This is a genomic window from Mesorhizobium humile, assembly GCF_033977215.1.
GTDB lineage: Bacteria > Pseudomonadota > Alphaproteobacteria > Rhizobiales > Rhizobiaceae > Mesorhizobium > Mesorhizobium humile.
On sequence record NZ_JAVIIV010000009.1, the window covers coordinates 214218 to 234883 of the forward strand.

The 20666-nt window shown below is 63.4% G+C and carries 18 protein-coding genes and 1 pseudogene; 3 read left to right on the top strand and 16 right to left on the bottom strand.

Features of this window, described 5'->3' with window-relative positions; all coding sequences use genetic code 11:
- Positions 1 to 13: 13 nt before the first annotated feature.
- Positions 14 to 997, bottom strand: a complete 984-nt coding sequence (locus RFM52_RS16135) for an AAA family ATPase (RefSeq protein WP_320297440.1) — start codon at positions 995 to 997, stop codon at positions 14 to 16.
- A gap of 417 nt (positions 998 to 1414) precedes the next feature.
- Here RFM52_RS16135 and RFM52_RS16140 point away from each other — a divergent pair, with 417 nt between their 5' ends.
- Positions 1415 to 1702: an Hpt domain-containing protein gene (locus tag RFM52_RS16140; RefSeq protein ID WP_320297467.1), complete on the top strand. Its 288-nt coding sequence runs from the start codon at positions 1415 to 1417 to the stop codon at positions 1700 to 1702.
- 30 nt (positions 1703 to 1732) lie between these two features.
- Here RFM52_RS16140 and RFM52_RS16145 read toward each other — a convergent pair whose 3' ends face one another.
- The 9 genes and pseudogenes from RFM52_RS16145 to RFM52_RS16185 all read right to left on the bottom strand — a co-directional run bounded on the left by RFM52_RS16145 (position 1733) and on the right by RFM52_RS16185 (position 11746).
- Positions 1733 to 3160 (bottom strand): glycosyltransferase family 2 protein, encoded by a 1428-nt coding sequence (locus tag RFM52_RS16145; RefSeq protein ID WP_320297441.1) that lies wholly within the window; start codon positions 3158 to 3160, stop codon positions 1733 to 1735.
- Entirely contained in the window at positions 3157 to 4194 is a 1038-nt protein-coding gene (locus tag RFM52_RS16150) for a HEAT repeat domain-containing protein (protein WP_320297442.1), read from the bottom strand. Before RFM52_RS16150 ends, RFM52_RS16145 begins: the two co-directional genes overlap by 4 nt.
- A gap of 2 nt (positions 4195 to 4196) precedes the next feature.
- Positions 4197 to 5942 (bottom strand): YaiO family outer membrane beta-barrel protein, encoded by a 1746-nt coding sequence (locus RFM52_RS16155; RefSeq protein WP_320297443.1) that lies wholly within the window; start codon positions 5940 to 5942, stop codon positions 4197 to 4199.
- A complete protein-coding gene (locus RFM52_RS16160; protein ID WP_320297444.1) occupies positions 5942 to 6334 on the bottom strand; it encodes a response regulator transcription factor in 393 nt (130 codons plus the stop codon). Before RFM52_RS16160 ends, RFM52_RS16155 begins: the two co-directional genes overlap by 1 nt.
- Before the next feature lie 383 nt (positions 6335 to 6717).
- Positions 6718 to 7110 (bottom strand): response regulator, encoded by a 393-nt coding sequence (locus RFM52_RS16165; protein ID WP_320297445.1) that lies wholly within the window; start codon positions 7108 to 7110, stop codon positions 6718 to 6720.
- A 5-nt stretch (positions 7111 to 7115) separates the two neighbouring features.
- Positions 7116 to 9548: a hybrid sensor histidine kinase/response regulator gene (locus RFM52_RS16170; protein WP_320297446.1), complete on the bottom strand. Its 2433-nt coding sequence runs from the start codon at positions 9546 to 9548 to the stop codon at positions 7116 to 7118.
- A 114-nt stretch (positions 9549 to 9662) separates the two neighbouring features.
- Positions 9663 to 9929 (bottom strand): annotated as a pseudogene (locus tag RFM52_RS16175) (LacI family DNA-binding transcriptional regulator); the annotation flags it as partial.
- A 20-nt stretch (positions 9930 to 9949) separates the two neighbouring features.
- Positions 9950 to 10804, bottom strand: coding sequence for an alpha/beta fold hydrolase (locus RFM52_RS16180; RefSeq protein WP_320297447.1), 855 nt, complete (start codon positions 10802 to 10804; stop codon positions 9950 to 9952).
- Between the two features lie 18 nt (positions 10805 to 10822).
- Positions 10823 to 11746 (bottom strand): Lpg1974 family pore-forming outer membrane protein, encoded by a 924-nt coding sequence (locus tag RFM52_RS16185; RefSeq protein ID WP_320297448.1) that lies wholly within the window; start codon positions 11744 to 11746, stop codon positions 10823 to 10825.
- Positions 11747 to 11920: 174 nt separating this feature from the next.
- Between RFM52_RS16185 and RFM52_RS16190 the strand changes: the two genes are divergently transcribed.
- Positions 11921 to 13126 (top strand): cytochrome P450, encoded by a 1206-nt coding sequence (locus RFM52_RS16190; RefSeq protein ID WP_320297449.1) that lies wholly within the window; start codon positions 11921 to 11923, stop codon positions 13124 to 13126.
- Here RFM52_RS16190 and RFM52_RS16195 read toward each other — a convergent pair.
- From RFM52_RS16195 to RFM52_RS16205, 3 genes are read right to left on the bottom strand one after another with little or no spacing between them, the layout of a single operon-like run.
- A complete protein-coding gene (locus RFM52_RS16195) occupies positions 13115 to 13942 on the bottom strand; it encodes a Stf0 family sulfotransferase (RefSeq protein ID WP_320297450.1) in 828 nt (275 codons plus the stop codon). The genes RFM52_RS16190 and RFM52_RS16195 overlap by 12 nt on opposite strands.
- Positions 13943 to 13953: 11 nt before the next feature.
- The gene (locus RFM52_RS16200; protein ID WP_320297451.1) at positions 13954 to 14820 is read right to left on the bottom strand and encodes an alpha/beta hydrolase; all 867 of its coding nucleotides are present in this window, start codon (positions 14818 to 14820) and stop codon (positions 13954 to 13956) included.
- Complete coding sequence (locus tag RFM52_RS16205; protein ID WP_320297452.1) at positions 14820 to 15251, bottom strand: hypothetical protein; 432 nt, start codon at positions 15249 to 15251, stop codon at positions 14820 to 14822. Before RFM52_RS16205 ends, RFM52_RS16200 begins: the two co-directional genes overlap by 1 nt.
- A gap of 194 nt (positions 15252 to 15445) precedes the next feature.
- Between RFM52_RS16205 and RFM52_RS16210 the strand changes: the two genes are divergently transcribed.
- Positions 15446 to 15682: an outer membrane protein gene (locus tag RFM52_RS16210; protein ID WP_320297453.1), complete on the top strand. Its 237-nt coding sequence runs from the start codon at positions 15446 to 15448 to the stop codon at positions 15680 to 15682.
- A gap of 156 nt (positions 15683 to 15838) precedes the next feature.
- Here the strand turns inward: RFM52_RS16210 and RFM52_RS16215 are convergent, their stop codons facing one another.
- The 3 genes from RFM52_RS16215 to RFM52_RS16225 form a co-directional block, all read right to left on the bottom strand.
- On the bottom strand, positions 15839 to 17140 hold the full coding sequence (locus RFM52_RS16215; RefSeq protein WP_320297454.1) for an HlyD family type I secretion periplasmic adaptor subunit: 1302 nt from the start codon (positions 17138 to 17140) through the stop codon (positions 15839 to 15841).
- Positions 17140 to 19068 carry a type I secretion system permease/ATPase gene (locus RFM52_RS16220; RefSeq protein WP_320327858.1) on the bottom strand — a complete coding sequence of 643 codons (1929 nt, stop codon included), beginning with the start codon at positions 19066 to 19068 and terminating at the stop codon, positions 17140 to 17142. The genes RFM52_RS16215 and RFM52_RS16220 overlap by 1 nt, the downstream gene beginning before the upstream one ends.
- 204 nt (positions 19069 to 19272) lie before the next feature.
- The coding region (locus tag RFM52_RS16225; RefSeq protein ID WP_320327859.1) for a hypothetical protein at positions 19273 to 20666 on the bottom strand (1394 nt) is incomplete at its 5' end.

Below are 20666 nucleotides of genomic sequence, written 5' to 3' on the forward strand. Positions count from 1 at the left end.
CGCTGCGACTTCCTCAATTCGTGGCGGCTCTGCGCTCCGCCAATGTCGAGAGCAGCGTCGACGTCCTGATCCCATCCGTTTCCGAGAGCACCGCCACCTTCGCCGCCTCGTCGGCAGCACGCGACACCTCAGCTTGGCTCAACCCAGACGTCGCCTCCAGAATCTGCCGCCAGTCCACATCCTTCAGATCGAAACCGGTCAAATGAGATTCGAGGATTCCACGCGCGATCTGTGGGCTCGGCAGGCCATAGGTGATCACGTCGTCGAACCGACGGAACACCGCCCTGTCTAGCAATTCGGGATGGTTCGTGGCAGCGACGATCAGGCTCGGTCCATCATCATTCTCCAAGAATTGGAGAAAGGAGTTGAGAACGCGGCGGATCTCACCGACGTCGTTCGGCCCAGACCGCTGCGAGCCTATCGCATCGAACTCATCGAAGAAGTAGACACCGCGCTGCACGGCGATTGCCTCGAAGACGAGCCGGAGCCGCGTCGCGGTCTCGCCCATAAGTTTACCAATGAGCCCGTCATAGAGCACGGTGAACAACGGCAGCTTCAGCTCACCCGCAAGAGCGGCCGCCGTCATGGTCTTTCCCGATCCGGGGGGACCGACAAGGAGAAGCTTTCGCCGCGGCGCGAGGCCTCGCGCCCGTAGGCGCTCTTGCTGGCGATGCTCCGTTATGACGCGCGCAAGCCGCTCGTGCAGATCAGATGCAAGCACCATGCTGATGAGGCGGATGTCCGAATAGCGGGCCGCGAGCAGGCTGCTGAGTTCGCCCTTCGGCTGCGCGAGGGGAACCGGGCCAGCGCCACGGCGCGCGACCGTCGCGCCCTTGCCCTTTGCAGCGTCGATCAGTTCGCGAAGTTCCTGCGCGAGCTTTCCATGCCCCTGACGTGCCTCGTGCGCGGCAAGCTGCGTCGCCACGGAGAGAAAGCGTTCTTCATCTCCGTCGACATGGCTTCGCAGCAGTGCAACGATGTGGCGAGCAGTGGTCATAGTCTCCCTTCGACGCGACCCGTAGTCGCTACCTTTTTAGACTACCGTTGTCCTACGAGCCTGTATCGAACAAAATGTATAGTTCTTGCTTGATCCACAGCGTTCCATCAACTTCTGAGCTGACGCATTGTAGCCGCCATAAGTTAACGAAACGACGCCTCTCAACTGATGGTTGCACATCAGAACATATCGTGAACGATATGCTAAGCTCCGTCCAAAATCAAGTTAAAGGAGCGCGTAGTGCCGAGGCGCGCCAATTGGGACGCCTATCGGAAAAAGGCGAATGCGGGGGGCGTTTAGGTCAAGAATCGCGGTTTGTCTCCGGACCCGGCCGCGATCGGCAATCTTTGACCAACCATTCCACCCCACCCCGCTTTCTGCTTCAATGCCCTGCGGACCCACCCAGGAGCACCACCCATCCCCACCGATCCCTTCGCCCCGCTTCGCCAACGCTTCCTCGCCCGCTGCGCCGATCAGCTGACCGAACTGAAGGCCATCGCGCGTCAGGCTGCTCCCCTGCCCGGCAACGATCCGCTGGTCCGGCTCGCCCATTCGCTCGCGGGTGCTGCCGGCACATTCGGCTTTGCGGAGATCAGCGCGCGGGCTTCGGCGTTGGAGACGCTGCTCGTCGAACAGGCGGATGGCGCGAGCGTGCGGGCGGCGCTCGATGCCTTGATCGCGGAGATTGAGCGGACGCTCGGGTGAATGGCGCGGGCCTGCCCCCGCCGGCCGCGCCTATTTCTTGGCGCCGCCCAGGCCGGTCCTGGTCATCTCGCCCCAGCCCTGGTTGCCGCGCAGGAATTGCCACCAGCCCTTCACGCGCCAGAAATTGTTGAGCTGGCGGTAGCCGAAATTCTCGATCACGGCGGCAGCCGTCAGCACGGCGAGGTCCCTGGCGCGGGGGAAGCGCTGCAGCTCGGCCTCCTCGAGGATCAGCGAGCAGACGCTGACGCAGACGCCATAGGTGAAGATGAGCGCGGTGAAGGCGAGCAGATACTCGGCCGACAGGATGCCGAGCAGCCAGAAGGCCGGGATCAGGATATAGCCCAGCACCTCGGCCACCGGTCCCAGCACGTCGACGACCAGGATATGGCCGAAGCCGAGGAAGCCGACGCGGCCATAGCGCGGGTTGAACAGCATCGAGCGGTAGCGGAAGAAGCATTCGAGCGCGCCGCGCTGCCAGCGCGAGCGCTGGCGGGCGAGCACGCTCAGCGTTTCGGGCGCCTCGGTCCAGCACACCGGCTCGGGAATGAACTGGATGCGGTATTTGCGCTTCGTATCGCGCATATGGCGGTGCAGCTTGATGACGATGTCGAGGTCCTCGCCCATCGAGCCCTTGGTGAAGCCGCCCACCGCAACCGCTTCGGCGCGTCGGAACATGCCGAAGGCGCCGGACACCAGCATCAGCGTGTTGATGCTGCTCCAGGCGAGCCTCGCCATCAGGAAGGCGCGCAGATATTCGACCACCTGGAACAAGGGCAGCAGGCGGCGCGGCAAATGGATCTCGCGCACCCTGCCCGCCTCGATCCGCGAACCGTTGGCGATGCGGATCGTGCCGCCGACGGCGATGGTGCGCTCGGGGTCGTCGATGAAGGGCTGGGCGGCGCGCATCAGCGCGTCGGGCTCGAGGATGGAATCGCCGTCGATGACGCAGAAGAGCGGCGCGCGGCAGACATTGATGCCGGCGTTCTGGGCATCGGCCTTGCCGCCGTTCTCCTTGTCGACCACGAACAGCCGCTCGGTCATCGGCGAGGAATAGAGGCCGCGGATCGGCTGGTGCGCCAGCGCCTCCTCATAGGGGCGGTGGAACTTCACCAGCTTGAAAGCCTCGATCAGCAGTTGCAGCGTGTTGTCCTTCGAGCCGTCATTGATGACGACCACCTCGAAATTCGGATATTCGAGCGCCAGCATCGAATGCACGCTCTCGACCACGTTCAGCGCCTCGTTATAGGCGGGCACCAGCAGCGCGATCGGCGGCGCGACGTCGCCATAGCGCTGCCACAGCAGCGCCGAGCGCGCCACCGGCGGGCGCTCGGACAGCGCGTAGCCGGCGACGACGAGCTGCAGCAGGTAGATCGTCGTCTGCGCCAGCCCTGCCCCGATGATGAACCAGGACAGGATGGTGGCGGCGAGAACGACCTCGTGGCTCCAGTCGGCGATCATAGGGCCGGTCCCTCGGCAAGGATGAGCGAGGCGGTGCGCTGGCTGCGCGAGACCTCGTGGGAAGCAATCTCGCGCAGCAGCCGCTCTCCCGGCTGGCCGAACGAGCGCAGCGCGTTGGCGGCGGCATAGCGCACGGTCCACACTTCGTCGTCCAGCAGCGTGGAGAGCGGCGCCGCGATCTCGGGCAGGCCGAGCCGGCCCGCGGATTCGGCGGCGGCGGCGCGCACGTCCCAGTCGCTATTTTCCATGGCGCGCTTGAGGATGGCCGGCGCCTGGGCGTGCCCGGTAAGGCCGAGCGCCCGCAGCGCGGCGGCGGCAACCTCGGGCGAGGCATCGCCGGCGAGGCCGGCGAAGAACTCGGCAAAGCCGAAGCCGCCGGCGCGGGCCAGCGCGTCGATCGCGGCCGCCCTGATGAAGGGCGAGGCGTCGATGCGCGATGCGTGGACCGCAAGCTCGTTGAAGCGCGAGCGCGGGAAGCGCCTGAACAGCTCGATCAGCCGCCGCGAGCGCTGCCCCGCCACGCCGATGAAGTCGAGCGCGGTGCCGAGCAGCGGCAGGCTGCCGAGATCGCAAAGCGCAATGGCCGCCGCGATCCGGACTTCGCGCGAGCGGTCCTGGGTGAGCGCCGCAAGCAGGTGTGCCGACGCATCGTCCGAACCCAGCGAGGCCAGCATCTCGGCCGCGTGGATGCGTTCGGCGATGTTGCCTTTGCGCAGCTGCCTGGCGACGCGGGCCGGCAGGCCGCATTCGTTGAAGGCGACGAGCACGTCGTCCCTCTCCTCGCCGCGCAGCAGCGCAATGAACTCGAAGCCGGCGTCGATCGCCACGCCGGCCGGCACGGCGAGCACCACCGTCTTCAGGGCCTCGCGATCGCGGTTCTCGGTGAAGGCGATCAGCGCGGTCAGAACCTGGCGCCGCTGCTCGGCCGTCGCCCTGCCCCGGCGCTCCTGCAGCAAGCGCCGCGCGATCAGCAACAGCATGATCACCAGGGAAAGCGTGCTGAGCAGTATCGAGAGGTCCCAGATATACCACATGGTCAAAACCGCGCCGTCAGGCCGAGGCCGAATATGTTGCGGTCGAAGGTCGGGCGTTCCTCATGCGCGATGCTGGCGCGCAGCGTCAGCGGATCGCTGACGTCGAAGGAAATGCCGCCGAAAACGGTGCGCGTCGGGATCAATGCGCCGTCATCGATCTCGGGGGCGTCGGCATAGCCGGCGAAGACGTTGAAGCGCGGCGTCGCCGCAAGATCGGCGCGAAGCACATAGCCGTCCGCGCGCGTGCCGGTATCGTCCTCGGCATGCACCCAGCGCGCGGAAAGGCCCAGCCGGCCGTCGAGGATGTAGCCCTGCACCCAGGGCTGGATACTGGTGACGCCGGTGTCGGCGAAGTTATCGTAGCGGGCATCGATGTTGAGCGAGAGCGGGCCGAACGCCTTTGCCGGCGCCGCGACCTGCCAGGACGCGCCGGCGCCGACCGAATAGCGCGCCAGGAAGTCGGCATCCGGCGTCACTGCCGCGAGCGCATAGGCGGAGAAGGCCGGCGTGAAGGCCTGGTCGATGCGGCCCTCGAGCTGGACGTCGGTGTGGCCGAAACGGGTCGCCAGCCGGGTGTGGCCGGAAATCGTCGTGCGCGGCGACAGCCGATAGGCGAGACCGGCCGAGCTGTCGGTCCAGTCGCCGAGACCATTGGTGAGATCGCTCACCTCGCTGCCGATGTCGAGCCGCCATTTGCGCGGCGGCGGCACGGCCAGCCTTTGCTCGATGTCGGCGGAACCCGGCTCGATGGCGAGCGCCTGGGTGTAAGCCTGCCGCGCGGCCTCGTCATCGCCCTCGGCGCGGCGCACGTCGCCGATACCCACCAGCGCCTCGGCATTCTTCGGCTCGAGCGCCAGCGCGCGCTGGAACGACTGCCCGGCCCGCTTGTGGTCGCCTTCGAGCAGCGCGACCCTGCCGTCGAGGTCGAGCGCCTCGACATTGTCCGGCGCGCTCGCCAGCGCCTCGTCGATCAGAGCGCGGGCGCGGGGCGTGTCGCCCTGCCAGATCGCCAGGCGCACCTTGCCCAGACGCGCATCGAGAAGGCCGGGCTTGATGGCCAAAGCCCGGTCGAAGAACTGCCCGGCTTCGTCGAAGCGCTGGCTGGAGCCGACGACAAGGCCAAGCTCGACGAGGACGTCGGTGTTTTTCGGCGACAGCTTGAGGGCGCGGCGATAGACCGCCTCCGCCTGGGGCAGCTTGCCTGCCTGGCGCAGGCGCCTACCCTCTTCCAACTGGACAGCGACGGGATCGGGCCGGCGATGCGGTTTCTTCACCGCCGCCGGGGCCGCGGCGGCCGGTTTCGGCTTGCTGGCCTGCTTCGCCTTGCGGATGTTGTCGACAAGCGCCGCGGCATCGGCATTGCCCGGGTCGGCCTGCGCGGCCTGCTCGGCGAGCGGCAGCGCTGTGTCCAGATTGCCGGAGCGGAACTCGACCTCGGCCATGCCGAAGGAGGCATCCCGATAGGTCGGGGCAATGGAAAGCGCCTTGGAAAAGGCGTCACGCGCCGCCGCGAGGTCGTTGCGGCCGAGCTCGACGAAGCCAAGCTGGACCAGCGCGTCGGCATTGTCGGGCTTGAGCGCCAGTGCGCGCTTGAGCAGGTCGGCGGCCTCGTCGAAATGCTGCGCTTGCCTCGCCTTGACGGCGGATGCGTAGAGCTCGTCGACGGTCTGCGCCAGCGCCGCCTGCGGAGCGGCGGCGACGGCCAGTATCAGGCATGCGGCAAGGCTCAAGCGCCGGCCGTGCCGCATCAGCGCTTCCCGCTCTTGCGCGCGATCAGCCGCGCGAGCCTGGCCAGCAGTTCCTCGGGGATGAATGGCTTCACCAGATAGTCGTCGGCGCCCTTGTCCAGGGCCGAGACAATGTCCTTCTGGCCCTTGCGGGCCGTCAGCATGACCACCGGCGTGTCAGACAAAGCCGGGTCGCCCTTGATGCGTGCCAGCACCTCCAGGCCGTCGGCCTTCGGCATCATCGCGTCGAGCACGACGACGTCAGGGGCGTCCCGCTGCACCTTCTCGAGCGCCTCCGCTCCGTCGACTGCCTTGACGACCTCGTATCCCTTCGCCCTCAATCTGAATTCCATCAGCTCGAGCAACAAGGGGTCGTCGTCGCAGATCAGAATTCTTGCCTTCGCTCCATCCACCAGTCCTGCTCCGGTTTACGCCTCGTGCCCCCCGGAGTAGCCAATCCATGAACCGACATCCGCCAACGCGGTCCATGAAATAATGCCCGCGCAGTCGCCCGCGCCGACCAATGCCGCCCGATCATAGATAGACCGATTCGCGACGGCCGCATTTCGATGCAATCAGTAGATGAATATCGGCGCATGGTATAGGAGGCGTAAACACCAGGCCGGCGCTTGCCGACACAGGCTTCACGCCGCCGCAGGCGCTCTTGCGGCCAGAGCAATTCCAGGAAAAGTGTGAGCGGTTAGGCTCGTCGACTTCGCCGTAGCCTTCCGTCCGGAATTGCGTAAAAACAAGGAGATAGTGCGTTTCGCCGTTTCCGTGAAACGGTGAAAACGCGCTAAGCAGCCGGGCCGCCGGCGCGCGACGCAAGCAACCGCTTCACGTCGCCGGCGAGCGCCATCGGGTCGAAGGGCTTGGCGATGACGCCCACCGCTCCCATGGCGAGATAGCGCTCGACCTCGTGCGTCTGGGTGCGCGCCGTGATGAACACCACGGGTATCGTCGCCGTCGGCTGCGATTCGGCCAGGCGCTTCAGCGTCTCCGGCCCGTCCATGTCCGGCATCATCACGTCGAGCAGGATGAGGTCGGGTTGCCATGCCGCCGCATCGACCAGCGCCGCCGCGCCCGAAGCGCAGGACCGCACCTCGAATTCCGGCTCGAGCTCGAGCGACATCTGCGCGATCTCGCGGATGTCGTCCTCGTCGTCGACATAAAGGATCCTTGCCGGCATGAAGGTCACTCCCTGGCTTGCGCGGAGGCGTCGCGGGTCGCAACCAGCATGTTCCTGACCAGCTTTGCGACATCGATCTCCGACGCCTTGGTCTTGGTCATGATCGCCTGCACGCGATCACCCAGTCTGTCGTCCAGCTCCGCCGCGGAAAACACGATGACCCCGGTCTCGAGCGGCAGGTCGGTCAGCAGGTCCAATCCCGATCCGTCGGGGAGAGCGATGTCCAGGATGACAAGATCGAAACGACGGTTGGCGATCGCATGCTGCGCGTCCTTGAGCGTTTTCGCCGAGGTGATCGAGACACCCGAACCCAGCCCCTCCGACATCACCGCAAGCACGCCCTCGTCATCCTCGACATGCAGGATTTGCGGTTTCGGCTCGACCCTGCGGCCGACGATCTTGGCGAGAGCGGCGTGCAGCCGTTTCGAATCCACCGGCTTCTCCAGCCAGTCGACGATGCCGACCGCGGCACCGTTCAGCGAGCGCCTGGCTTCGTCGGCGACGGCCGAGATGACGATGACCGCAATGTCGGAATTCACCGGCGATGCCCTGATGTCGTGGAAGAGCTTGATGCCGGATTCCCCCGCCAGCTTGATGTCGAGCGTCAGCGCCACATAATCGCGCGAGCCAAGCAGCGCCTTGGCGGTGTCGATGTCGGGGGCGACGTCGCTGGAAAAGCCTTCGGCGTCGAGAAGTGCTGCGATCACCGTGGCGACATCGGGCTCGTCCTCGCAAATCAGGACACGCAGCCGGCCGTCGCGCTTACGCGACCGGCGCTCGACCAGAACAGGCTTCTCGGCCTGCCTTTGCGCTTCGGCGAGATCGACATGGAACGAGGTTCCCTTGCCTTCCTCCGTCTCGAAGGAAACGGCGCCGCCCAGCTTTTCGACGATGGTCTTGACGATGCTCAGGCCGAGGCCCGTGCCGCCCTTCCTGCGCGTGCTGGAGGCATCGGCCTGCTCGAACTTGCCGAATATGCGGCTGCGGAATGCTTCGGGAATGCCCGCGCCCTGGTCGATCACGGAGATGCGCAGCATGCCGCTGTCGCGGCGCTGCAGCTTCACCATCACGGCGCCGCCGTGATTGGAGAACTTGATCGCGTTCGACAGAAGATTCGCCATCACCTGGTGCAGGCGGTCGGGGTCGATATTGGCCTCGGCGCGCGGCGCATCGTCGACCAGGACGATGCGGATCCTGCTCTCGGCCATATAGTTGGAGCTGGCGGCAATGGATTGCTCCAGGACCGGCCGTACCGGCATCTGCCTGATCTTGAAGCTGATGACGCCCGATTCGATCTTCTCCATGTCGAGGATGTCGTTGATGAGAAGAACCAGCCTCTCGCTGTTGTTGTGGGCGATGTTGACGAGATTGGCGGCCTTTGGCGGCAATTCGCCAGCGACGCCCGCCGCGATCAGGCCGAGCGAGCCGCGGATCGACGTCAGCGGCGTGCGCAATTCGTGGCTGACCGTGGAGATGAAGTCGTTCTTGAGCTGGGCGTTCCGCTTCTGCTCGGTGATGTCGCGGTTGTAGGTGATGACGCCGACGATCTTGCCGGTCTCGTCGCGGAAGGGTGCCTTCAATGTGTAGAGCCAGCCCTGGCTGCCGTCGAGGAAAAGCGCTTGCTGATCGATGCGCGACGTCTGCCCGGTCTCCAGCGCGCCCATTTCATTCTGCCTGAAGCGCTCGGCCACATCCTTCGGATAGAAATCGAAATCCGTCTTGCCGATAAGGTCCTCGGCCGAGGCGGCGCGCATCATTTCGGCGGTGGCAGGGTTTGCCACGACAAAGCGGCCGGCGGCATCCTTCACATTGAGGCAATCCGGCAGCTCGCGGACCATGGCGCGGTAGATCATGTTGGACATGGCGAGATCGCGGCGCCGCTGCTGCCGGTCGAGCAGCACGCCGATGATGAAGGTGCCGAGGAAGCGGAACACCAGGGACGGAAGCGTGCTCTGCTGGACGAAGCCGGCGAGTATCTGCTGCGGGATGACCACAAGCGTGATCAGCCCGGCAAGCGCCACCGTGACGCCAAGGCCGAGTATGTCGAGCATGGTGCGCGAGCGGACCGCGACGACGTGATGCCATGCCAACCCGACGATCGCCGTGATCAGGATGCTCATGACCCCGACATTCGCGCCCTGCCCGCCCAGATAGACGCGATAGGCAATGGAGCCGGCGGTTGCGATGAACATTGCCGGCCATCCACCGAAGAAGGCGGCCGCGGCGATAAAGGCGGCACGCAGGTCGATCACGAAGCCGGAGACGTTGAGCGCGGTCGCCATGGAAATGATCGAACCCGCACACATGACCGCGCCCAGAATCAGCGACTGTATCAACCGCGGCAGGCGCCCGGTGAAATCCGCCACGAGGTCCCAGGCGACGACCAGGATCGAGACGAGGGCAAGATTGCCCAGGAGTGAGCGCCAGATCTCGGTCATGACTTTCCAGCTCCTTTTTGCCGATAGATACCGGCAAAACCTATCCGAGGTCTAAAGAGCCCTCCGCATCGCCCCCTTGGGCGCCGTTTCGGCCGTCGCTTTGATGTTGGCCACGCATGCCGCCGACGTTGTCCCTTTGTCGACCAGCGCATCCGAAACCCCGGCCGTCAGCGGCAGCGAGAAGCGGCCACGGGTATCGTTGGTGGGCAGTCCGACGGTGAAGGGGTGTTTTCGCAACAGGCTCCGCGCCAGGCTGTTCGGCCGAAGCCCCGCAGCCGCGCCGTCTCGCGGATGCGCTCGCGAGTCTCCGCCGTCATCCGCCCTGCCCGTTCAGCGCCTTCGATGCCGTGCGACGCTGACGCCGGCCGCGGCGACGACCTCGCCGAGCCTTCAATCGGATATCAAAACGCTCGAAAGCTAGATGGCGGCCGCGACACCCAGGTTTCGATCTCGCGGGTGACGAAGCCAGCAGCCTGATGGTGGATAAAGTGACCTGCGCCGGATATGGCCACCAGCGAAGCGACGTTGTCCACTTCACGGAAGGTGCCGTCATAGGCGCCCGATGGAACATAGGGATCGTGGGTGCCGAACATCACCAAAGTCGGCGCCTTGACCAAGGGTAGCTGACCGATATCAGGCACCCTGCCGAGCGGAATGTTGGCTCTGTAATAGCCTAGCATTACTTCCGGATCAGAACGCCCGAGCGACTCTGCGAGCGCCTGCCTGTCACCCTCGTCGGCAACCCATCCGGCCAGCTCAACTGGCGCCGGCATGGCGGCCGCGCCCGCCTCCTGGAAGGCGCGCATATAGGCGAAATATCGGGCGTTGCCCGGATCCGCGATGGCACGCAGGTAATTGCGCGGATGGGGGGTTGAAAGAATGACCAGATGGCGCACCGCCTGTGGAACGCGCATAGCCAGCCACCATGCTATGGTACCACCCCAGTCATGACCGATGACCGAGACGTGAGAGAGTTGTTCTGCCACAAGGATGGATAGCACATCCTCGACCAAGTGCGGCAGCAGCGTGTACTGAGCATGCCCTGTTGGTGCGTCGCTCAGCCCGAAGCCGCGCAAATCCGGCGCCAGTACTGTGAAGGTTCCACACAGAGCTTCCATCTGCCGGCGCCAGCCAAGACCATGGTCGGGGAAGCCGTGCAGGAAAAGAAGCGGTGGGCCGGATCCCGCCGCGACATAGTGCAGTTTGACATTTCCGTTCGCTGCGAACCTGGACTCGAAACCTGTCTTCGAAGTCACCCTGACCGGCCGCCGTGATTACATTTTAACTTCGAGGCGCAGGAACGGACCTTGGAACACCTGATTCTTGTGGTCCGCGTTCACAAGCAGATTGTGCCACGCTTCGATCTTGTAACCAGCGGTGAAGGTAGTGTTTGCGATCGGCGTCCAGCTCAGGCCGAGCGATGCGTCGAGGCTTGATACCGTTTCATTCGAGCCCTGACTGGCCACCGTTTCGGAAAAGTGTTGGACAGGGTTTGTGGTCGAGACATTGAAACCAGAACGCTCGGTGCGGCGACCCCACATGACTGCGCCCGAAGCCGAGCCCGTCAGGCCCCAGTTCTCGCCGACCGGATAGTAAGCTTCCGCACCAACGCGCGGACCGATACCCCAGTACTCGGCCGTACCGATCTTGTCAGCAGATATGCCTTTGTCGGCAGGATTGGTGGGGGTAAACTTTTCGGAAATCTCACCCAATGTTTCGTCGGAATGCACCAGCCGCAGGCCGCCGAAGAAACGGATATCGGCCTGTTGCACCTTGACGTGCTTGCCGATGTCAAAATCGAAAGCCTGGAAGCTATAGCCGTCGCCGTAAGTCGCAGTAACGAAGCCGGCGGGGTTCGTCACGGGAAACTCGCCGACGAGGGCTGACCGGTCCTTGCCGACATGGAAGGCGCCGGCGAGGCGCCAATCCAGGTCCGGAGAAATCTGCTTGGTCAGCGCCACCGATCCGGAGATATCGCCGTTGCTGTTGCCCAGCTTATCGCTGCTAAGCTTGTCGTCGTTGTGGATATTGTTCCAAAAATACGCGCCTTCAAATGCGAGCTTGACGCGCGAATCGATGGCCGTCTGATCCGGAGGCTGCGCCTCGGTGGCTTGAGCCGAGCCCACGCCTATTGCCGTCACGGAGGCAGCCGACGCCGCCACCGTAGCCAAAAATTTACCCTTGCCCTGAGAATGCATTAAAGTCCCCGCCCAGATTCCAGCCGCGTTGTTATTGCAGACAAGTTTATAAACGCATATTGCCGCGGCCGAATGCCAACGACTTTGCGGCGCCACTGTCGCACTTTTGCAACAATAACGGACATCGCGCTGAACGGATAACGAGGTCGTCGGGCGTTCAGAAATGGAGGTAGGGTGAGCGATCCAGCGCAAATTGAAGGCATGCTCAACAATCTCGTCTACAACCTATTCGCGCGGAGCGGGCAGGATGACGGACCAACAACCAGTGCCAAGGAGATCGGCAACCTCGTCGTATTTGACCATCCGGAGAGCGTCGACAAGATCGTCAAGGCGCCTGCGCTGTTCCGGAAGAACTTCTCGCTAATTTCGGCGCTTGGCTTCAGCCGCTTCAACACCAATGACGAGGAATGGGCGACAAGACGTGCCATCACCCAGGATCGCTATCTCGCGGCGGCCAAGCCCGCTCATGAGCAAAGCGTGTCGGATATATTCAGCGGCGGCCTTGCCGATTGCGAGACGTCCCTCGCAGGCATCCACCAGGCGCTTTTCACCGGCGCCATGACCATTTTCTATCAGGCCTTCGGACTTGTCGCGGAAGCTCGACCGGCGGCGGCACTTCTCGACCGCGTCCGTGAGGTATTGCGACACCTGCAGTACTATTCCTGGGTCACGCCAACCAGCGCCGAAAGGGACAGCGCGATCCACGACGCCCGCGCAGTCATCGCGGACTTCGGTTCGCAACTGACGGCGGATCCGCGAGTGGCCGCCGAAATGGACCGTTTCTCCGAAAAGGCCGCCGGGATCGACAGCTTCTCCCCGATCGAAGAATTCGTGATGAATCTGTTCGCCGGCGTCGAAACCACCGTCACGACAGTCCAGTGGGTGATCGACAGGCTCGGCGCCAACCAGCAGGTGCAGGAGCGTATCCACGAAGAGATCACTGGCAACAAAGCACAGACGCCGTTTACTGACTGCTTCATCAACGAGACGATGCGCTATTTCCCACCTATACCGTTCCTGACCCGCGAAGTGAGCACCGATGCAGTTCTGGACGGCTCGCCGCTGCGAGCCGGGCAACTTATCATGCTGTCCGTCGTCGGAGTGCACCAGCATCCCGAATTCTGGGAAAATCCGAGGACGTTCGATGCCAGCCGCAAGGAGTTCATCAACAACAGTTTCGACCGCCGAGCCTTCATTCCCTTCCTGACCGGACCGCGTATGTGCGGAGGCGCGCGCCTGGGCCGACTTGAGGTGGACCAGGCGGTTCGCGCGGTGGTGCGTCAATTCGCGTTCGCCCGCCTCGATGACATTATCCGCTTCGACTACGCGCTGGCGCTGCGCCCGGCGGCCGGCATGGCCGTCAACGTATCAAGGCGCTGATCGGCCTTGCCCCGCCTCGCCAGGCATGTCGCGCCAAAGTTGACGGATCAAGCCTCCGAACTGTCTTGCGATAATCGACTTTACCGATGCGTCGTTGCTGTAGCGGCCATTGGGAGCGGCGGCGTCATTGCGCAGATTGCGGGCTGGAAACCAGTTTCGCATTGTCGCCTTCACATTGTCGTGGGGACTGGCGACAAAGTCCTCGTAGGCCACATGAGCAACCCTCGTCACGTCAATGGTCGAAAGGTAACTCCGCCACTTTGCCTCGGAGTCCGCGATATGTCGCACGGTGTCGATAACCGCTTTCTGACTTATCGTTCTCAACATAGGCACACCAGGCAGCGTTTCGCCGCCATCGAATGGCTGACCGGTATGCAGCATCGAAAGCAGGCTGACCGTCTGATCGACCTTGTTCCGGCGGGACAGGAATACATAGAAGGAGCTTGCATCGTCCTCACCGATCGAGCGCCGGGCGAAGTCAAGATTGCCGAAGAATAGCTTGGCCGCGAACACGCCGTCGACCGAGCGCCGCATCAGAAGATGCTTTCCGTAGGAAGACGCCGAGCGATCGAGCGCCGGGACGTCGAATGTGTCGTCTCCAGCCCAGCGCCGCATGAGCGGTATCGCGAATTGCCACTGGAAATATTCGGTCGGCAAGCCAAATCCGAAATCCCGCATGACCTGGCAATAGGTGTGACCAGCCGTTCTTGGCGTGGTGCACACCAGGATTCTGTACGGGTTTCCAGTCGCTCCCTCGCGATCGAAATCAGCTGAGAGCAATCGGGTGTATGTTTCGTCGAAGTGCGATCCCGCCATGACCATACCGCTCACATTGCGGACAGAAACCCGAAGATCAGGAAAGCCTGATCGGGCGTCATCAGCGACGGCGGATCGCCGGCATCGATGTTGTCGACAATGCAAAGACCGGGTCGCGCGGAGCGGACTCGCTCGAAGGCTTGCCTGTCGGCGAACCCGCTTCCAAGACCGTACAATAGCATGATCTGGGCGTCGAGCTTGGCGACCATGGGGAACAGGTCGTATTCGCGGCCGGTCATGGCCTCGAAATTCCCGGTCGCGGCCGGATCGTAGGCCAAACGAAACCCATCAGCCCCCGCGGCAATTCTGTTGTCGATAAAGCGGTCGAAAACCGGCATCTCCACTCGCCCCATGCCTGGATTTGCCGCACGCAGATATTCCCTCGCCTGGGCACGCGTCTGGAATACAAGCGCTGCTTCGCGGATGGCCTCGGTTCGCAAAGCATCGACCTTGGCCCCACCAACGAGGGGAACATCGTTGAGGACAATCCTGTCGACGCGACCGCGGTTCGCATAGAGGAAGAGAACGAGGATCAGCCCGCCCCATGACGTGCCGACGAAATGGTTCTCCTTACCGGAAAACTGACTGAGCGCGCGCAGGCACCTGGAATAGAGATCGATGTCGTAGCCGGAGCCGAGATAGGCGCTGCGCCCTCGTCCGAGCAGGTCGGGACAGATCACCAGGTAGCCATTGCGGCATAGGAAGGCCGCAAGGTAGTCGAAATCGGAGCCATTGCCGGCAAAGCCGTGCAAGCAGAACACGGTGCCGCGCGGTGGGCCGACCGGCTGCCAGATGCGTACGAACATCGAGGCGTAACGGTCACCGAGACGGATTAGGATTTCCTGCGTCAGCACCTCGCCTGGCGTAGTCTGTTCCATCACGCGTCCCGTTTGCGGACGGCGCGTTTCATTGCACCGCGGGCGTCGATGAAATCCCGCTTCCAGTAGACCGACTTATCGAGATTGAGCTGCTTCGCCTCCTTGATCAGCGGCAGGATGTGCGCGGACGAGCGCGTCGCCATCACCGTGGCGGCAATCGCGTTGCCGCCAGGATCGGGATTGAGCGGCCCCCTGTTTGCCACCCAAGTCTCGGCAATCTCGCGGCTGGTTACGATCCAGCCGACATAGGCGACGATGGCGTCGTCGATGGAACCGATGAGATGCGTCTGTTGCTCGATCTGGTAGCGCAACGACTTCACCATCTGTCCAAACTCATATCCATCGAAGGGCGGATAGTGCGCAATAAAATTGCAGACGAGCCCAAGAGAGACCGGGTTGAAAGGAACGCGGGTGAAAAGGAGATTGCTCATGCGGACTCAGGCGCTTCAAATGGTCGCGACAATATGATGTGTGGTCGGCTTCGGGCTAGTGGGCAAAAAGGGAGATCCCGAAAAATCACGGAGGCCACGGGACACCGCAATGCGCGGGCCTATAACACTAAACCGCTCGCTTCCCTCGCCTGCCGCCGTGCGCTTCCACGGCCTTTTCGACGGCGCGCTTCAGCTTGGCAGCACTTCAACCTGCATGGCCCCGTAGCAGGTGGTGGCAGCGGCGATATCTACGACTGGGGTCCCAGCGGATCGGCGGCGACCTCGAAACCGCCGTTTCCAACAACATGACGGTCGGCCTCGAATATCGCTATTCCCAGTACGAGAAGGAATACTTCGCCTCCGGCGGCCTCTTCGAAGACACCCCGCGGATCCAGACGGTCCGCATCGACGCCAAGTACAAGTTCAACTAAGCAAAGGCCTCCAGCCAAAGCAAAGGAAGCCCGCCGTTCGGCGGGCTTTTCTCTTTTGTAGACGTGTCCTGCAGATCCGCGCCTGAACGTGCGCTACAATCCGGGCAGGTGAGCTCTGCTACCCCATCCCGCTACACGTGGCGCCAACCGCGAAGGCTATTGTCTAAAGGCCCGGCTGATCTGGTCCTGCAGCGGCTTGACCAGATAAGACATCACCGAGCGATCCTCGGTCTTGATGAAGGATTCCACCGGCATGCCGGGCACCAGCTTGACCTCGCCAAGCCGCGCGACCTCGGCGGCGGTCGTGGTGATGCGCACCGTGTAATAGCTGACGCCGGTGCGCTGGTCGGTCGTGATGTCGGGCGAGGTTCGTTCGACCACGCCGTCGATTTGCGGTGTCGTGCGCTGGTTGAAGGCCGAAAAGCGCAGCGAAGCGGGTTGGCCGACCCACAGCTGGTCGATGTCGCTCGGCGCGATCTTGGCTTCCACCGCCAGACTGTCATTGTCGGGCACAACCTGCATTATCGTCTCGCCTGGCTTCACCACGCCGCCGATCGTATAGGCGATCGACTGCTGCACGACACCGTCCTGTGGCGCGCGGATGTCGACCCGCTTCAATTGATCCTCGGCGGCGACCTTGCGCTCCAGAAGTTCGCCCATCTGGCCGTCGACGTCGCGCAGGTCCTTGTTCACTTCGGTGCTGAGGTCGAGGTCGATCTGAATGATCTGCAGCTTGATCTCGGCGATGCGCCCCTGAGCCTGCGCCTGGGCCGCGATAAGCTGGCCACGTTCGCCATCGAGGCGCGTGGCCTCGCGCTCCGTCTGGGTCAGCCGATCGATGGAGATGAGCTTCTTGGCCCAAAGCGTTCGCACGGAAGCGAGCTCCTTCTGCACAAGCTCGATCTCCTTGCTCTTGGCCTGCGCCTGCGCGGTATCGCCGATGATCTCCTTCTCCAGTTGGGCGATGCGTTCCTCCAGCTGGCTCTTCTGGCCGGCGCGGGATGTGCGCCGCGTCTCGAAGTGCTGTTTTTCGCCAGACACCGCCTCGGCGACATCGGGATCGGCAACGCGGTCCAGAAGATCGTTCGGAAAGATGATGGCATCGCTGCCGCGGCGCTCCGAATCGAGGCGCGCCTTGCGCGCGGCGAGCTGGTCGAGCGCCTTGCTCACCACGCCAAGATTGGCTGCCGGCACGGTGCGGTCGAGGCGAAGCAAAAGGTCGCCGGCCTTCACACGATCGCCGTCCCGGACATCGATCTCTGCAACAATGCCGCCGGTGGAATGCTGTACGTCCTTGACATGGGAATTGACGACCAGGGAGCCGGGGGCGATCACCGCGCCGGCGATCTCGGTGACCGACGCCCAGCCACCGACGCCGCCGGCAAGCAGGATTACGATGCCGACGCCAAGCCGCGTATAGAAACGGATCGAGGCATGGGACGTGCCCGAAACGGTCATCAGTGCCCTCCCTCCGTTCCGTCGCTGAGAGCGCGCGGAGCGTTCTCGGCTGCCACTCTTAACGGCGGAGCGGTACCCGACACGGACCGCAGCGTCGGAAACATTTTGGCGAATACCTCGTCCTTCGGGCCGAAGGCGTGGATGCGTCCCTGGTTCATCGCCAGCACGAAATCGACGGCTGTCAGCACGTTCGGCCGATGGGCGACGATCACAACGATACCGCCGCGTTCGCGCACACCCAACATCGCCTTGATCAGGGCCTGCTCGCCATCCATGTCGAGGTTGGAATTCGGCTCATCCAGGACCACGAGGAAAGGATCGCGATAGAGCGCGCGGGCCAGCGCGATGCGCTGGCGCTGACCGGCCGAGAGCGCCTCGCCATGGTCGCCGATCTCGGTTTCGTAGCCTTCACGGAACCCGACGATCAGCTCGTGCGCCCCCGCCGCCTTCGCCGCGGCGATTATGGCGCCGGCATCGGCATCGGGCTCGAAGCGGGCGATGTTCTCCGCCACTGTCCCGGCAAATAGCTCCACGTCCTGCGGCAGATAGCCGATGTGGCGACCACGCTCTGACTGCGACCACTGATCGAGATCGGCGCCGTCCAGCTTTATCCTGCCGATGACGGGAAGCCAGGCTCCGACAAGCGCGCGCACCAGCGTGGATTTGCCCGAGCCACTCGATCCGATGATGCCGACGCCGTGGCCTGCCTCTATGGCGAAACTCGCGTCCTGAACCAGCAGCCGCTGGGTACCCGGCGCGGCGACCCCGACGTTGAGCATGCCGACATTCGCGCTCGGCGGCGGCAGCAGCAGCGGCTCGGTTTCAGCCGGCAACGCTGCCAACACCCTGTTCAGCCGCTGCCAGCCCTGGCGCGCGGTGACGAAGCCCTTCCAATTGGCGATCGCCAGATCGACCGGTGCCAGCGCGCGGCCGCTGAGGATCGAGGCGGTGATGATGATGCCCGCCGTCGCCTGCCCCTCGATGACCAGCCAGGCGCCGAGGCCGAGCATCGACGACTGCAGCAGCATCCGCAGGACCTTCGATATTGCGCCAAAGCCGCCAGCGACATCGCTCACCTTGCGCTGCTCGGCGACGTATTCAAGGTTGGCGCCTTCCCACCGCGCGGCGAGCCCGCCTGCCATGCCCATCGCGGCAACGACCTCGGCGTTGCGGGTCCCAGCCGAGATCAGTCCATTGCGCCGAATACCGGTCAGAGTCCCGGATGAGACCGGCTTTCGCGTCAACCGCTCGGCAAGCACGGTCAGCGCAACCAGAATGATCGCACCGAACAGCGCCGTCACACCAAGCAACCAGTGGAACATGAAGATGATGACCAGATAGAGCGGCAGCCACGGCAGGTCGAAAAGCGCGGTCGGTCCCATGCCGGACAGGAATGCACGCACGCTGTCGAGGTCGCGCATCGGCTGCAGGCTATCGCTCCCGCGGCCGCTCTTCAGCGGCAACTGCAGCATCGACGTATAGACACGGCGGCCCAGCGCCTCATCCAAGGCCCCGCCAATGCGCACCAGCACTCGACCGCGCACGAAATCGAGAACGCCCTGCCCGCAATAGAGGACGAACAGCAATATGGTTATACCCACCAGCGTCGGCAGGCTGCGGCTTGGCAGCACGCGGTCGTAGACCTCGAGCATGTAAAGCGAGCCGGTAAGCATCAAGATGTTGAGCACGCCGCTGAACAACCCAACCGCGAGGAAGGCCGACCGGCAGGAGCGAAGTGCCTCGGCGAGCTCGGAGCGCGCAGATTGCGCTCGCCGCCCTTTCGGTTTTGCCGGCCGCTTGCCGCCTACCGCCGTATTGGTTTGCCTGGCGATATCGCCGACGTTGCTGTCCGGTGTGGACCGGCGTGCGCGAAACAATGCCAAGCCGCCGAAGCCCACGATCGCCACCCCGGCGAGCGTCTCCCCCAAAGATCGGGGCCGGTCTGGCGAAAGCCAGCCGGCGCCACCCAAGAGGAGCAGCACAGCGCAAGCAACAAGGATCAGGCCGAGGAACCTTACCTTTGCCTGCGCTGAACCAGATGCTGCCTTATTTACCATTGCCGAAGCGACACCGAACAAAGCATGGCGGTCAATTCACCTGGCGCTTCGCACTTCATGCGCGCCAACGCAGCATCAACCGCCGTCATTGGCGTAGACATGCAATATCGCCCCCTCGAAGGTCATGCCGGTGTTGTTGTAGAAATCGAGTTCCTGATGGACCAGGTTTCCGGCGAGCTCCAATCCGGTGGGGGTTTCGTCGTCCAGACCAACGTTCCAGGCTGCGCTGCTCGCCTTCACCGCGCTTCCGCCGCCCCAATCCTCGGAATGAGAAGAGGATGTCCCGCCATTCGTAACCTGCAGCCAGTCGATCGCCTGGTCGAGATACTTGTGCGGGCTATTGGGGTCGGAGGCGTCGCCGATCGGATTTCCGGCCAGATAGTTGAGCCAGGTGGCCACCGTATCGCGAGCAAGGACAAAACGTGTGTCCTGCAGGTCCTTAGTGGATGCGTTGATCACCTTGAGCGCATCGGCGTAAGAGATGAAGAACGTGTCCTCACCGGGGCCGGTCACCCCGTCCTTGTTGTAGTCGCCGATCAGAAGACCTTTGGTGGCATCCGTATGCCCGTCGTTGTTGGAATCGACGGCGTAGAGCAATTCACCGGAGGCGAAGTTCGGGCCGGATTTATCGACGCCTGCGACGCCATCCCAGAACGACTTGCCGAGGTTGCTCCAGAAACCGGGAGTGCGCACGCCGGGGCCGTCGAATGATTGGACCGTCGCGGTATCGTTGGCGGACACGTCGTTGGTGGTATCGTCGTCGTGGGCATGCACCACGACCGTGTTGGTTCGAGTGTCGGCATTCGGAAGCAAGTTGAACGAGCTGTCGGCCGTGAAGACCCAGGTTTCGTTGCTGTCGACCTGATAGTCGTTGTCGAGATCGCCGGACACATAGTGAGTGCCATGCGAGCTGTTGGCCACGAAGCCGCTGAGCAGATTGATGTCGTCACCGGTGTTTCCCGGTGTGCCGTTGTCGTCGATGAGCGAGGTCAGTGTCAGCGGATCGAACGCACCGGCCGCGCTCGTGTTGGTTATCTCATAATGATAGGTGACGTTCTGTGCACCCGACTGGACTGTTTCCGATGAATGGAAGATGCCGTCATGATTGGCATCGACGGTCTTCTCGATGGCGATCGACGGCGCGACGTCGTTGACCGTCACGGTCGCAGTGTCGTTGGCGGACACATCGTTGGTGCTGTCGTCGTCGTGGGCATGCACAACCACCGTGTTGACGATGCTGCCCGCATTGTGGGCGTCGATGCCCACGGTGGCGCTGAACACCCATTTCTCGTCGCTGTCGACCAGATAGTCGCCGTCGGTGTCGCCGGAGACATAGTGCGTGCCATGTGAGGAGTTGGCGACGAAGCCGGCCAGCAGGTCGATGTCGTCGCTGGTATTGCCGGGCGTTGCATTGTCGTCGATCAGCGAGGTCAGCGTCAGCGGGTCGAAGGCGCCGGCAGCGCTCGTGT